At 57.2% G+C, this 13,389-nt stretch carries 11 protein-coding genes; 8 read left to right on the top strand and 3 right to left on the bottom strand.

The window, feature by feature from the left end; genetic code table 11:
* Positions 1–224: 224 nt before the first annotated feature.
* The gene (locus C8D82_RS19985; RefSeq protein ID WP_116886062.1) at positions 225–1,025 is read left to right on the top strand and encodes an alpha/beta fold hydrolase; all 801 of its coding nucleotides are present in this window, start codon (positions 225–227) and stop codon (positions 1,023–1,025) included.
* A gap of 43 nt (positions 1,026–1,068) precedes the next feature.
* Here the strand turns inward: C8D82_RS19985 and C8D82_RS19980 are convergent, their stop codons facing one another.
* The 3 genes from C8D82_RS19980 to C8D82_RS19970 are packed head-to-tail and all read right to left on the bottom strand — an operon-like array spanning position 1,069 to position 3,271.
* A complete protein-coding gene (locus C8D82_RS19980) occupies positions 1,069–1,818 on the bottom strand; it encodes an amino acid ABC transporter ATP-binding protein (RefSeq protein WP_116886061.1) in 750 nt (249 codons plus the stop codon).
* Positions 1,811–2,530, bottom strand: a complete 720-nt coding sequence (locus tag C8D82_RS19975) for an amino acid ABC transporter permease (protein ID WP_116886060.1) — start codon at positions 2,528–2,530, stop codon at positions 1,811–1,813. The genes C8D82_RS19980 and C8D82_RS19975 overlap by 8 nt, the downstream gene beginning before the upstream one ends.
* Positions 2,531–2,542: 12 nt before the next feature.
* Entirely contained in the window at positions 2,543–3,271 is a 729-nt protein-coding gene (locus C8D82_RS19970) for a basic amino acid ABC transporter substrate-binding protein (RefSeq protein WP_116886059.1), read from the bottom strand.
* A 210-nt stretch (positions 3,272–3,481) separates the two neighbouring features.
* Between C8D82_RS19970 and C8D82_RS19965 the strand changes: the two genes are divergently transcribed.
* The 7 genes from C8D82_RS19965 (at position 3,482) to C8D82_RS20920 (ending at position 12,799) form a co-directional block, all read left to right on the top strand.
* Positions 3,482–3,940 carry an META domain-containing protein gene (locus tag C8D82_RS19965; protein WP_116886058.1) on the top strand — a complete coding sequence of 153 codons (459 nt, stop codon included), beginning with the start codon at positions 3,482–3,484 and terminating at the stop codon, positions 3,938–3,940.
* Positions 3,941–4,003: 63 nt separating this feature from the next.
* Positions 4,004–4,381 (top strand): cytidine deaminase family protein, encoded by a 378-nt coding sequence (locus tag C8D82_RS19960; RefSeq protein ID WP_116886063.1) that lies wholly within the window; start codon positions 4,004–4,006, stop codon positions 4,379–4,381.
* A 171-nt stretch (positions 4,382–4,552) separates the two neighbouring features.
* A complete protein-coding gene (locus C8D82_RS19955) occupies positions 4,553–5,002 on the top strand; it encodes a hypothetical protein (protein WP_116886057.1) in 450 nt (149 codons plus the stop codon).
* A gap of 40 nt (positions 5,003–5,042) precedes the next feature.
* Complete coding sequence (locus tag C8D82_RS19950; protein ID WP_116886056.1) at positions 5,043–5,381, top strand: hypothetical protein; 339 nt, start codon at positions 5,043–5,045, stop codon at positions 5,379–5,381.
* A gap of 29 nt (positions 5,382–5,410) precedes the next feature.
* Positions 5,411–5,908 (top strand): hypothetical protein, encoded by a 498-nt coding sequence (locus tag C8D82_RS19945; RefSeq protein ID WP_116886055.1) that lies wholly within the window; start codon positions 5,411–5,413, stop codon positions 5,906–5,908.
* A gap of 38 nt (positions 5,909–5,946) precedes the next feature.
* The gene (locus C8D82_RS19940) at positions 5,947–12,306 is read left to right on the top strand and encodes an RHS repeat domain-containing protein (RefSeq protein WP_116886054.1); all 6,360 of its coding nucleotides are present in this window, start codon (positions 5,947–5,949) and stop codon (positions 12,304–12,306) included.
* Entirely contained in the window at positions 12,275–12,799 is a 525-nt protein-coding gene (locus C8D82_RS20920; RefSeq protein WP_133245313.1) for a hypothetical protein, read from the top strand. The genes C8D82_RS19940 and C8D82_RS20920 overlap by 32 nt, the downstream gene beginning before the upstream one ends.
* Positions 12,800–13,389: the final 590 nt, after the last annotated feature.

The following is a 13,389-nucleotide window of genomic DNA, read 5'->3' as shown; positions in this document are numbered from 1 at the left end:
GGAGGACTACTGGCAAAAACGTATGCAAATTATCGGCAACGTCGTTATCGGCGTTGGAAACTACAAGTGTGTTTCACAAAATTTGGGACAATAACCATATATTATACCCGAAATGCCTTTGAAAAAAAATGGACGCAAACCGTAAATTTGTGTACGTTTGTCACATTGCGGGCTTGTAAAAGCGCCCGGACACCGGTACAATACGAAAAAGAGGAGAACACAGAATGGAATCGTTTCAGGTCAGAACATACGGCCCCTCCCCCTGCCGGGCGGCGGTGCTGCACGGCGGTCCGGGCGCCATCGGTTCGGCGGCGGGGCTGGCGCGCGGCCTCGCCGAATCCTGCGGCGTGCTGGAGCCGCTGCAATCGAAATACTCCGTGACGGAACAGGTCGAAGAACTGCACCGGCAATTGACCGCCTACGCCTCCCGGCCGCTCGTGCTGATCGGACATTCATGGGGCGCATGGCTGGCGGCGCTGTACGCCGCGCGCCATCCCGGTCTGGCCGCCAGGCTGGTCCTGATCGGCTGCGGACCGCTGGAAGCCGCTTACCTGCCGCAGCTTGAAGCGCGCCGCCTCGCCCACTTCACGCCGGAGGAGGCGGCCCGATACCGGGAGCTGCTCGCCGCGTTGAGTTCTCCCGGTTCCGCGCCGGATGCGCTGCTGCGACAGCTCGGAACGCTCTGTGAAAAGGCCGACAACTTCCAGCCGTTTGAGGAACCGGACGGGGATTCCGGCACGATCGACGGCGAGATGTACGACAAGGTGTTCGGCGAAGCGGCGGAACTGCGCCGGGACGGGAGGCTGCTTGCCGCTTTCGACCGCATCTCCTGCCCGCTCGAAATCATTCACGGCGTCTACGACACCCATCCGCCGGAGGGCGTCACGGAGCCGCTGTCCCGGCGCGGCATCCCGTACACGTTCCATCTGCTGGAGCAATGCGGCCACACGCCGTGGCGCGAGCGGTATGCCAGAGACGAATTTTTCCGCCTGCTGAACGATGCGGTCAAAAAGGAAGCACGATAAACTCTTCCCGCCGACACCAGACTGATGCAGAAACAGGAACAATTTACAGCACCTTTGAGAAAAACTCCTGCAGGCGCGGATTCTTCGGGTTGTCGATCACGTCGGCGGGAGTTCCCTCCTCGACCACGCGGCCCGCATCCATGAACATCACCCGCGAGGCGACTTCACGGGCGAAGCCGATCTCGTGGGTCACCACCACCATCGTCATCCCCTCCTGCGCGAGATCCTTCATCAATGCCAGCACTTCGCCGACCATTTCGGGGTCGAGCGCCGAAGTCGGCTCGTCAAACAGGATCACATCCGGATTCATCACCAGCGCGCGCACGATCGCGATGCGCTGTTTCTGGCCGCCCGAAAGCTGCTGCGGATAGACGTCGCGCTTATCGTAGAGGCCGATCCGCTTCAGCAGCGCGTCGGCTTTCGCCGTCGCCTCCGCCCGGGAGGAACGGCCGGTCTTGACCGGCGCGATCGTGATGTTTTCGAGGATCGTCAGGTGCGGGAACAGATTGAAGTGCTGGAACACCATCCCGACCTGCTGCCGGAATTTGTTGATGTCCGCCTTCGGCCGGTTGATCAGCCCGCCCTTGAAATAGATTTCGCCGGAGCCGGGTTCCTCCAGCAGATTCAAACAGCGCAGGAAAGTGCTTTTGCCGGAACCGGATGGCCCCAGCACGAACACCGCCTCGCCCTGATGGATTTCGGTGGAGACGTCATTCACCGCGCGGAGGCCGTTGAACTGCTTGACCAGATGATTCACCCGGAAAACCGGGTCGGCAGGATCGACATTACTCATTGTTTTTCAGCCTCCGTTCCAGTTTGCCCAGCAGCCAGCTGAACTGCATCACCACCGCCAGGTAGATCAGCGCCACCGCGATCAGCGGCATGAACGCCGTATAGGTCTGGCTGCGGATGATGTCGCCGCCTTTGGTCAGGTCCTGCAGCGCGATGTATCCCGACACGCTGGTTTCCTTCAGCAGGACGATGAATTCGTTGCCGAGCGCGGGCAGCACGTTCTTGAACGCCTGCGGCAGGATGATGTAGATCATGGTCTGGATATAGCTCAAACCGAGGCTGCGCCCCGCCTCGAACTGCCCCTTGTCGATGGACATGATCCCGCCGCGGATGATTTCGGCCACATACGCGCCCGAATTCACGCCGAAAGCGACGATCGCCACGAGAATTTTACTGATATTCACCGAGCCGAAGATCACAAAGTAGATGATCAGCAATTGCACCACCACCGGCGTGCCGCGGATCACGGTCAGATAGAGCTTGCACAGCCAGTTGAGCAGCCGCAGCTTGCCGGTCTTGTCGTGGGTGGAGCGGATCACCGCGACCGTGAAGCCGAGCAGCACACCGAGCAGCACCGCCGCGAACGAGATGCCGATCGTGGTCCAGAAGCCGTCCCACAGATACCGCCAGCGGTCGTCCTTGATGAAGTTCAGATAAAAGGAGTCGCAGAAATCCGTCCGGCAGCCTTGCAGCCAGTTCCAGAAGTTGTCCATCGGGATTCCCGCCTACTTGATGTATTTCGCCCGGATCGCCGCCATCCCGCCGTTTTCCTTCAGCTGCCGGATCACGCGGTTCACCTGCTCCAGAAGTTCGGTGTTGCCCTTGCGGATCGCAATCGCATACTCTTCGACGGTAAGCGGTTCCGGCAGGATCAACAGGTTCTTGTGCCGGTCTGCGAAAATCTTCGCCGGTTCGCCGTCGATCACGATCACGTCGATCTTGCCGGCATTCAGCGCGGCGACCGCCAGCGCGCCGTTCGGGAAGCGTTCCGGCTCCTGGATGTTCTTCGTCACATAGGCGTCGCCGGTGGTGCCGTGCTGCACGCCGATGCGCTTGCCTTTCAGGTCGTCCCTGCCCTTGATCGCGGAATTTCCCGGCACGATGATCACCTGCCGCGCCTCCACGTAAGGCACGGAAAAATCGATCTGCCGCTTGCGGTCCTCGGTCACGGTGATGCCGGAAGCGGCCACGTCGGCCTTGCCGGACTGCACCGCCGAAATCACCGAGTCGAAACTCATATCCTCGACGACCAGCTCCTTGCCGATTTCGCGGGCGACTTCGGTCATGATATCGACGTCGATGCCGACGATCCGGTCGCCTTCGCGGAATTCGTAGGGCGGAAACGTCGCCTCCGCGACCATCACGAGTTTATTGTCGGAACGGCCGCAGGAGCAGAGCACCGCTCCCAGCACCGCCGCCGCGCCCAAAGTTTTCAGAAAACGTCCGAACTTCATAGTTTCATCCTGTGTTATTTTCCTGTAAAAGTTATACTATAAATCCCTTTCGGAATAATTGCAACAAAAATTTTCCGTTTCCTCTCCCGGAATCCATCCCCGCCCGCAACCGGCAGCGCATTTGACTTTTTTCATTTCGGATGTACAGTGATAAAAGTTTCATGCACAGTGAAACCGGATAAAACCTGAAAATTTTGAGGAGGAAACAACATGTTCAAGAAACTCGCCGTACTCGGATTCGGACTCGCCGCTCTGGCGTTCGCCCTCGTCGTCGCCGGCTGCGCCAACTGCCGCCACGCGGAGCGCGACCGCCAGATCACCGGCATCACCTGGCAACTCGACCTGTCCAGCCTGAAAGGCGTGCAGAATCCCAGTGAAAAACCGATGCGCCCGATCACGCTGCTGATCGCCGCCGACGGCAAGGTCAGCGGCTGCGCCGGCGTCAACCGTTATTTCGGCACCGCCGTCGTCGACGAAGCCGAGGAGGACCTGAAGTTTCCGCCGCTCGGCACCACGCGGATGGCCGGGCCGGGCATGAACTACGAAACCGCTTATCTTCAGATGCTCGCCAAGGTTGAGGAGTACAAAATCACCGGCGACCTTCTGACGCTCTACGGCGACGACGACGTCAGGCTCGCCCAGTATGTGAAAGCGAAGATTGCGGAATAATCCTTCCGCTGATTCAACCGGAGCCGGTCGGACTGACCGGCTCTTTTCATGAAAGATTTCACCATGACCTTTGACGAACTGTACCGGATCGCCCGCGAAACCTTGAATCCGCGCGAACTCTCCCGCAGCAGCTCCGCCGGTTCCGTGGCGGCGGCGATCTTGACCGACCGGGGGAACGTCTACCGGGGAGTCTGCATCGACACGCCCTGCTCGATGGGCTTCTGCGCCGAACACGCCGCGATCGCCGCGATGGTCACCGCCGGAGAGAACCGGATCGTGAAACTGGTCGCCGTGATGGAGGACGGTTCGGTCGGTGCTCCCTGCGGGCGCTGCCGTGAATTCATCTGCCAGATCCACGACGACAACCACCGGTGCGAAGTGCTGCTCGAAGCGGGCAGGACCGCCACGGTCGGAGAGCTTCTGCCGATGCGCTGGAACTGATCTTTTCATCTCCATTTTACCGGAATGCCGCCTGATTTCCACGGCATTCCGGTATTTTTTTGCCGATTTCTGTTGACAATTCCTGTCATTACTGGATAGCACGCCGATTTCCCGGAAGCCCGGAGCTTCCGATCGGAGTGAAATAACCGGATAACAACAAGGAATCAATTCATGGCCAACCAGGATCCCCCCAAAGTTCCGCGCGAACTCAACATCAAGATCGACCAGTGCCTGCTCAACGACCTGGTCAGCAGCGACCGATCCATCAAGATCGAGGACAAAACCGACTCCTCCGGCGACGACAAAAAGCCCTATCTGGATCTGAGCATCACGATCCGGGCCGGAGCCTCCGTCGGCGAAGTGTTCCGGACCGATCAGGACAGGCCCGACTCCCTCCGACTCGCGGAAAGCGTCACCGGCCTGCTCGTCGCCGAAGTCGAGGGCGAAGGCGACAACCGGAAAGCGAACCTGACCGCCCGGCCCGCCACCGGAAGCAGCGCTCTGCTGACGGCCGACAAAAACGGCGAATGCAACTGGCTGCCGGCCTCCGGCGGCAATGCGCTGCTGTTCTCCCCCGAAAGCGGCGACCTGACCACCGAGCAGGTTTCGAGCTGCGACTGAATCCCGACAATCCACTTATTACACGAAAGAGCAATACATCATGAGCTGTTCCTGCAAGAAAAACACCATCGCCGACAAGCGCCCGGACGAACCGTGCATCTACTGCGCCCACAAACACATCTCCACCGCGCGTGCATTGTACGACCTCGAAATCGGCTACCGGAGTTTGAATAAATCCGACGCGATCGGCCAATTGATTCTGGCCGCGTGGCACTACGACAAGGAACACCACGACCTCGCGCTGAAATGCCGCGACTGCTGGCTCAAAATCGAACGGCTTCAGGATTGCCGCGACCAGCTCGCCGCGCTTCAGGAAACCGCATGGAAACTCGTGACCGAAGACCGCGGCCGCCTCGCCGCCGACGGCAAAAACAACTGAAAACGATTCAATACAAAGGAAAATTCATCATGGCAGACAATCAGACGATCCCGGCTACCGCGTTCTCCGTTTCCGGCAGCGCCGACGGCTTCAGCGTGCAGGGTTCCTACCCGTTCATCAATGAGATCAGGAGCGAAGACACCACCATCGCCGTGTCGAACGGCGACAGCAGCCCGGTCAACATCCAGGTGACGATCCGGACGAATGCGAGCACCGGTTCCGTCCTTGAATTCATCCGTCCCCGGCAGGAGAACGAACAGGGGCAGACAGAGGAGATTCCGGGCGTGCACGAACTCGCCCTGAATCAGAATGCCGACGGCATTCTGGTGGCCGGCGGCGGCGTGCTGAGCACGGTGGCCTTCCCGGAAACCAAGGCGGTGCTGGTCGCCGACGGCCCGGACTCCTGCCACTGGGAAACGGCCCCGGACGACAAGGATGTGGTGCTCGGCATTCAGGACGGCAGATGGCACTGGTACGAGATCGCGACCTGCGAAAACGCCTGCGACGACGCTTCAGGCGCCAACTGATTCATTTCCCGGAACTCAATTGAAAAGGATGATGCACCATGGCATTTCTGACAGTAAAACCACCGGTCAACGCCCAGTTCGCCGAAGCCTACAACGCAATCGTGGAAGGGTGCTGGAAACGCGGCTTCGGCCTTGACCTCAAAAAGAAAAAAATCGGCGGCTTCGACGGCCAAAATCGCAAGAAACACGAAATCACCTCCGAGGATATGCAGCAGCTCCGCGATATCATCAAGGAGGGCAAAGATCAGTTCTTCGATCGATCAAAGCTGAAACTGTCGCTGCCGGACCCGTTCAGCGACGAGGAAGCCAAGCCCGAAATCAACGGCGGCAAGGGATTCCTGCTGATGCCGGGAGCTTACACGGAATCCGGTGAAAGCATCTACAGCGAGGAAGGGAGCGCCTCCGGTTCTCTGCCGGTGCTCTGGGAACACTTCACCGACCTGAAAGCGGTGCTCGAATCGCTGACGACCCGGAAATACGACTATTCCGTCCACATTGCGATGAATAGCACCGACATGGATGTGCAGGTCGATTTCAACCGGGGCGAGCTTTCCGGCGAAACCCACGACCGCGACTGCTCCGGCCGGCGCGCCAAGGACGACTGGAACATTAAATACAATATCATTTCTCAACCCGACGGCGAAGGGGAGTGCGACTTTCTACTCTATTTCCGGTCCGCCTCCGAGGAAGGGACTCCGGCGTGGAAACTCGCGGACGGAACGTTGAAAGCGGCGGACGCCTTCAAGGTCAACATCGCGCGGATGACGCAACTGGTCAAGATCACCGATCCGCGCGCCGCCGGCTGGAATACCGAGTGCGACATCCAGCCCGTCTGCGCGATCAGCCACCGGATCAAGCTGGAAGCGCCCGACTATATCCCGGATGAATCCGTCAACGGCGTCGCGGTCGAGGCCTGCAACACCTGCTGCGGCCAGTTCACCAGCCCTTACGCCTATCTCAAGGATGCGATGAGCGCCTTTTCCGGCAAAGTTCAGATTCCGCTGGCGATCTCCTCGAATATGGGCTGCCGCCTTCAGGTGGGGCACTATATGGCGGTGTTCAACTTCGCGGACGACCAGTACGGCCAGTACAACTGCGACAGCTGCATCGAAGATGAGTTCTCCAGCTCCGGCAGCACGAAGGAGGGCGGCTCCACAAGCTGGAAATTCGTGTACCTGCGCCGTCCCACCGGAGCGTTGGTGCCGTTTTTCCGCAAAGGGGGTAAATATCATTCCATGAACAACGCCGGGCATTCGCTGCATGACAACGAAGGCGCCGGTAATTATACACTGCGTTGCGCCGACGGTGTTTCCCACATTTTCCGTGGCGGACAGTTGGCTCAATGCTACAGCTTCCTTGATGCCGCCTATCAGCTCACCGGACTGCCGGGCGAACATGTCAAGCGCAGCGGTTCCAAGGACAACTATAGTTTCACGAGTTCGTGGGGAATAGTCAACATTCACGTCAACGGTCGTTCCGAACCTTCTCTCATAGGTTATACTCATAACTCCACCGCGAACAGCCGCCTCCGCCGGGCCTCCGTGCGCGATACGGAGTTTCAGGATCAGGAGCCGGTCGGCGGCTTCACCCGCAGCACCGATCCGGCGGATGCAGAGGGATTCAGTCCCGCCGATTTCTTCCCGGCAGGCGAAGCGCCCGACTACGGAACTCCGACTGCTTACAGCATCATGGACTTCCAGAATACCTCCGGCGCGCTGTCGGCCAAATACATCGAAATCACCTTCGATACCGGAATCGTCGCCAAAGGGTTCTGGAACAAGGAGGGGAATACGCTGATGCCCGCCGAACTGACCGTGTTCGAGCGCAGCGCGCCCCCGGCGGAGGACAATCCTAATCCCGACGCGATGCTGATTCAGGAAAAACAGACCCATATCCGCTACAGCGCCAACGGCCGCAACGAAGCGGTCAGCGTCCGGTTGAAGCAGGGTTTCCCGTTCGGGGAGCGGACCGTCGCCGAATACCGCAACTACGGCACGGAACAGCAGCGCGAGGCGGTGACCCGGTATATCGCCGCGCCGGGAGCCGCCGGTTACAGCCGCCCGGAACTCGTCACCGATTTCGACGGCGGCTGGACCCGTTACGAATACGATTCGCTCGGGCGCACCGTCAAAATCGTCACCCCGTTCGGCGACGCGCTGCCGGACGCGCCGGAGGACCAGTGCCGCGTCACTGTTTACGACTACACCCCGCTCGCCGAAAACGAGGAGGTAATGGAGAACGACCAGCGCATCCGCACCACCGTCGAAACCACCCTCGGGCAGGAGACCGCCCGCCGCTACCGCCTCTACTTCCCCAACGAATCGTGGGATGTGACCGCGGCGGCTCCGGGCGCCGCCTATGACGATCCGGCCAACCGGGTCACGAAAAGTTTCTCCTACGCCGACGGCGACTTTGAAGGCAAGGTGCGACGAATGGAAAACGCCGACGGCACCGTCACGGTAACGTCCTACGCCAAGCTGAATCCGACCGTGGACGAAGACGGTCAGGAGACCTTCGAGCTTCAGACCACCACCGAGAGCGGCCATCTGCCGGATCACGGCACCCGCACCGTCACGGTGCAGAACCTGATGGGCGACACCGTCGAACGCACTGTTTACGACCTCGAAAGCGGCCTTTTGATTTCCCAAAGCAGCTACACCTACGACCAGTACGGCCGGGTGCTGACCGAAACGACGGCGGACGGGGATGTGACTTCGACCGAATACAACTGCTGCGGCCCGCGCCGGATCGTCGCGCCGGACGGCTCCGAAACCGAATACGCCTACGACAGCTTCAAGCGGCTGAAGTTCGAGAGCCGGGCGGGCGTGACCACCTACCACACCTACGACGCGAACGACAACGAAACCGTCGCCACCGTCGTCGGCAGCGCAGGCGGCGAACTGGTGACCACCCGCGTCTACGATGCGGACGGCGAACTGGTCAGCGAAACCGATCCGGCGGGGGCGACCACCGCCTACGCCCGCGGCGCGGGCTGGCAGGAGACCACCGACGCGCTCGGAAACACCAGCCGCACCGAATACTTCCGCGACGGCAGCGTCAAGCGGATTTCGGGAACCGCCGCCGTGCCGCGCAGCTACGAATACGGCGTGGAGAACAACGAGCGTTTCACGCTGGCGCGCAGCTCCGAAACCGAGTGGAGCAAGAGCTATACCGACTTCATGGGCCGGTCGTACAAGACGGTCTATTCGGACGGCTTCACCGAAACCACCTCGTTCGACGCCTGCGGGCGCGCGGTGAAACATGAAAATTCCGAGGGGCTGAAACAGCTGACCGTCTACGACGACGCCACCGGCAAGCAGAAGTACCAGGTGACCAAGCGGGCCGACGCGCTCGACGAAATCAACTGGAGCGGCGACGCGGTCACCGAGTTCGAGAGCGGCTACCGGCTGCGCGACGGCCTGGTGGTCAGCTTCGACCGCACCTTCCTTTACCACGGCGGCGAACGGCAGCTGTACGCAGTTCAGGAGACCGCCCGCGACAACAAGCACAGTTGGGAAACGCAGCAGGGGCGCACCGCTTCCACCGTGCGCACCTGTTCCGGCGACGGCGAAATTGAGGAAATCGTTACGAATTTCGACGGCACGGCCTTGAAAAACACCTATCGGAATGATATGCTGATTACAGGGGCACACAGTGTGCTCGGCGATACGGTTTATCTGTACGACGAGTTCAACCGGGCCGTCGGCAGCGATCACAAGGAGGGCGGAGTGCTGCGAAGTGTGCGTTACACGCTGGATGCCGCCGGGCGTCAGTTGGCCGTGACCGAATCCGCGCCGGATCTGTCGCGCACCGTGTCGTACACCTACGACCCGCTCGGCAACAAGCTCACCGAAACCACGCCGGAGGGAACCGTCACGAACTACGCCTATACTCCGCAAGGTCAGGTCGCCTCGATTTCGGGCGGCGTGTACCGTCAGGAGTACGGCTACGACGCGCAGGGGCGGCTGACGGCGCTGACCACCTATCGGGACGACGACGCCCCGCAGGTGACGGCTTACGAGTACGACGCGCGCGGACGGCTGAAAAAGAAGAGCTACCCGGATGGGAACAGCCTCTCCTACACCTACCGCGGCGACGGCAAGCTCGCCTCGCACACCAACGCCCGGGGACAGGAGTTCACCTGCAGCTACAACCGCGCGGGCGAACAGCTTGCGGTGACCGGCATGGATCAGAGCTTTGAATACGACCTCAACGGCAGGGTAGTCAAGGTGACGGACCGCGCCGGGGTGCGCGAATTCACCCTCGACGCCTTCGGCAACGTGCTGGCCGAAACCGTCCCGAACCTGCCGGGCAAGGTCATCATGCGCAGTTACGACGAATTCAATCGGCAGACCGGCCTGACGCTGGACGGACATTCGGTCGCCTACGCCTACGGCGCGGACGGGCGGCTCGCTTCAATCGCCGACGGCGCGGCGACGCTGCGTTACAGCTACCGCCCCGGAACCGGGCTGGTCGAAGCTGCCGCGTGGCAGGTCGGCGAAGCCGCCCCGTTCCTGACCACCGCGTTCCGATACGACAGCCACAGCCGCCTGACCGGAATCACCGCCAACGGTCAGCCGGTGATCGGCTACACGCTGGATAAGGACAACCGGCGCACGCAGGCGGCCCTCTCCGACGGCAGCCGCTGGGAGTACGGCTACGACCCGCTGAACCAGCTCACGAGCGCCGAACGCGCGGATTCCGACGGCGCGGCGCTGAATGCGATGAGCTACCGGTACGACGGCATCGGCAACCGGACCGCGGCGGAGGAGGACGGCGAAGCCTTCGCCTACGCGAGCAACCAGTTGAACCAGTACACCGCCGTGAACGGCCGGGAGCTGACCTACGACGCCGACGGCAACACCCTCACGACCGATGACGGCTGGCTCTACACGTGGAACAGTGAAAACCGGCTGATCCGTGCGGAAAAGGGCAGCGTGAAGTTTGAAGCCGCCTACGACTACATGGGCCGCCGCTTCGAGAAGAAACTCTACGACGGCGAAACGCTGACCGTCCACCGGAAATTCGTGTACGACGGCTACAAGCTGATCGGGGTTTACGACGCGCTGAACAACGATGCGGAGGAACTCTCCTTTGTCTGGCAGCCCGAAACCGCCGGTCTTGATGTGCCGCTCAGCATGAAGCACGACAACGCCGCGTACTACTACGTGACGGACGGCAACAAGAACGTGACCGCCCTGTACGACGCGACCGGCGCGGAAGCCGCGAACTACGTCTACGGCCCCTTCGGCCAGACGCTGGCCGCCAACGGCCGCGGCGGGGAAAGTCCGGCCGCCGTCGACTATGAAGGCGGCAAGGTGGCGGCGATCTGCAACCTGCTCAGCAGCAACGGTGATGAAATGCACCGTCCCGAAGACCTCGACCTCGACATGCTGTTCTGCATGGAACTGGGCGGCGACTCCGGAATCGGTGGCGACGGCAACGCCTCCGCGCTGCGCACGGTGTTCGGCATGGAAGCCATGGACCGCCGCCAGTACGATACTTCTACTACCCCGCCCCTGCCCCCCGGCGGCCTCGCCCTAGTGAACCCGTTCCGCTTCAGCAGCGAGTTCCACGACGACGAACTAGGCCTCGTCTACTACAACTACCGGTACTACAACCCGCAGTTGGGAAGATGGACCAAGCGAGATCCGATCGGGGAAACTAGTGGCCTCAATTTCTATAATTTTGCCACAAACAGTATTATCAACAAAATAGATCATCTGGGCTTGGCAAATTATATAGTAGGAACTCAACTCCCTGAATATATTCCTGATGAAGGAGCGGGTGCTTGGGGGTCTTTGATGTCAACAAATGACAAAGAAATGGTAGAAGCATTTGAAAAACTGACAGTGGCAATACTCATGGCCACCAATTTTGTAAAGTATCGATATCCAGATGCAGCTGCACATTTGAGATATTATTTCACCAATACAACCGGAACTCCGTATCAAATACGGATGAATGAATTTATGAAAACCAAAGCAGCTCAATCAGTTCTAAATGAAGAACTGAAGGATGTAAAGAGGCTAGCCGACAAGCTACCGCCTAATATATACAATATCACATCAACAAGTCATACAGAAGGATATGTCGAACAAGATGAGGACCCCAATTGGTATTTTGCTGTTGGAGGCTTCTTGGGATGCGGAAAAGGAAAACTTACTATCCCAAGCGCACAATGCTATGAGCTGGAATTTACATTTTATATGATAGATAAATATAATTGGGATAATGGTAAATCTGCAGATTTACCAATAGTTGGCAGGGTTGATGATATTTTAATGGGAACATTCCACAAGCTTGGATTTGCTCGAGAATTTCTAATGTATGGTATCAAGAAATATAAAGTTCGTTGGGATAAAAATGGTAACAGAACAATTGAAGAAATGCAATAAAATTATATTACTGACAGCCAGTTGCGTAATTACAATATCAGTCTTCTTTTCGCTGTTTGGTTGCGACATCAGCCCTAACAATTCAACCGAACCCAATGAACAAGATATTAAGCTTTTAGGTTATTCTGAAATAGTTTTTCCAGAGAAATATGAAACAGCTTATTTCAGAAATAATAATCTAAAGAGAAGTGACTTTTGTACGACCTGGTTTTTCTACTCAAATCGGGAATTTCATTTCCCCTCATACGCTTCAGTTTCACAGCAGAAATCTTTGGAGTCATTATTTACAAAGGAGGATATAATTGAATTTATATCAAAATTCTTAACTCGTTCTCAAATTTCAAAATATAATCTTTCTTCGGAGAATTTAAAAGATTATCAGTTAGTTCACTGGTATTCAAAGGGATTTGCATTTACGTCATATTCAGTTAAAACCGACCATGGTAATTTAATTTATCTACAAATTTTGGAACAATATAAGAAGAAAAAATAATTTCAGCTCCGGCGCTATTAACGCCAAAGGAAAATTTCCTCAATCTAGAAAGTAAGAGAGATGAATATAAAGAATAGTAAAACTTTTTACACAAAAACAATCATATATATTATTGCTATACTTTATATATTCACATTCTTCTTTTTGCGTTTCAATGGAACTCTTATCTTGCTATGTTCAAGATCATTAGGCAGCAATGATTATTACTTTATCGAGGCAAAGATCAATGAAAAATACGACACTCCTTTTACAAAGATCATTAATACAATGTTCTATATCCCAAATAGTATTGAAAGCTTTCTACGAAACCAACATTTCATAGGCAAGTAAAAATACAATTATAACTTAATAATAATTCTCAAAAGTTATAATTTCTTATAACTTTTGAGAAAAAGTTATTTTATTAACGCCGTGTGCAAGTTTTATTGGTAAAAAACGAAAAAGAGCATGCTTGGGCTATTAATAGCCGAAATATCGATTAAGTTAGGTTAGCTACAACCAACTTAGAAAGGTATTCAAGCATGCTCACGGAAGACTATATCACCGAAGTGTATTGTTTCATAGACGACATGATGAAAGAATGTTGGAAA

Origin of the sequence: Victivallis vadensis (assembly GCF_003096415.1) — a bacterium.
GTDB lineage: Bacteria > Verrucomicrobiota > Lentisphaeria > Victivallales > Victivallaceae > Victivallis > Victivallis vadensis.
Note: the sequence above shows the minus strand (reverse complement) of the source record. Positions and strands in the feature narration are given on the sequence as shown.

Excerpts from the sequence above, each read along its gene's own strand:
- C8D82_RS19955 (WP_116886057.1), top strand. The coding sequence starts at position 4,553 with ATGGCCAACCAGGATCCCCCCAAAGTTCCGCGCGAACTCAACATCAAG.
- C8D82_RS19980 (WP_116886061.1), bottom strand. The coding sequence starts at position 1,818 with ATGAGTAATGTCGATCCTGCCGACCCGGTTTTCCGGGTGAATCATCTG.
- C8D82_RS19985 (WP_116886062.1), top strand. The coding sequence starts at position 225 with ATGGAATCGTTTCAGGTCAGAACATACGGCCCCTCCCCCTGCCGGGCG.
- C8D82_RS19970 (WP_116886059.1), bottom strand. The coding sequence starts at position 3,271 with ATGAAGTTCGGACGTTTTCTGAAAACTTTGGGCGCGGCGGCGGTGCTG.
- C8D82_RS19975 (WP_116886060.1), bottom strand. The coding sequence starts at position 2,530 with ATGGACAACTTCTGGAACTGGCTGCAAGGCTGCCGGACGGATTTCTGC.
- C8D82_RS19950 (WP_116886056.1), top strand. The coding sequence starts at position 5,043 with ATGAGCTGTTCCTGCAAGAAAAACACCATCGCCGACAAGCGCCCGGAC.
- C8D82_RS20920 (WP_133245313.1), top strand. The coding sequence starts at position 12,275 with ATGGTAACAGAACAATTGAAGAAATGCAATAAAATTATATTACTGACA.
- C8D82_RS19945 (WP_116886055.1), top strand. The coding sequence starts at position 5,411 with ATGGCAGACAATCAGACGATCCCGGCTACCGCGTTCTCCGTTTCCGGC.
- C8D82_RS19965 (WP_116886058.1), top strand. The coding sequence starts at position 3,482 with ATGTTCAAGAAACTCGCCGTACTCGGATTCGGACTCGCCGCTCTGGCG.
- C8D82_RS19960 (WP_116886063.1), top strand. The coding sequence starts at position 4,004 with ATGACCTTTGACGAACTGTACCGGATCGCCCGCGAAACCTTGAATCCG.
- C8D82_RS19940 (WP_116886054.1), top strand. The coding sequence starts at position 5,947 with ATGGCATTTCTGACAGTAAAACCACCGGTCAACGCCCAGTTCGCCGAA.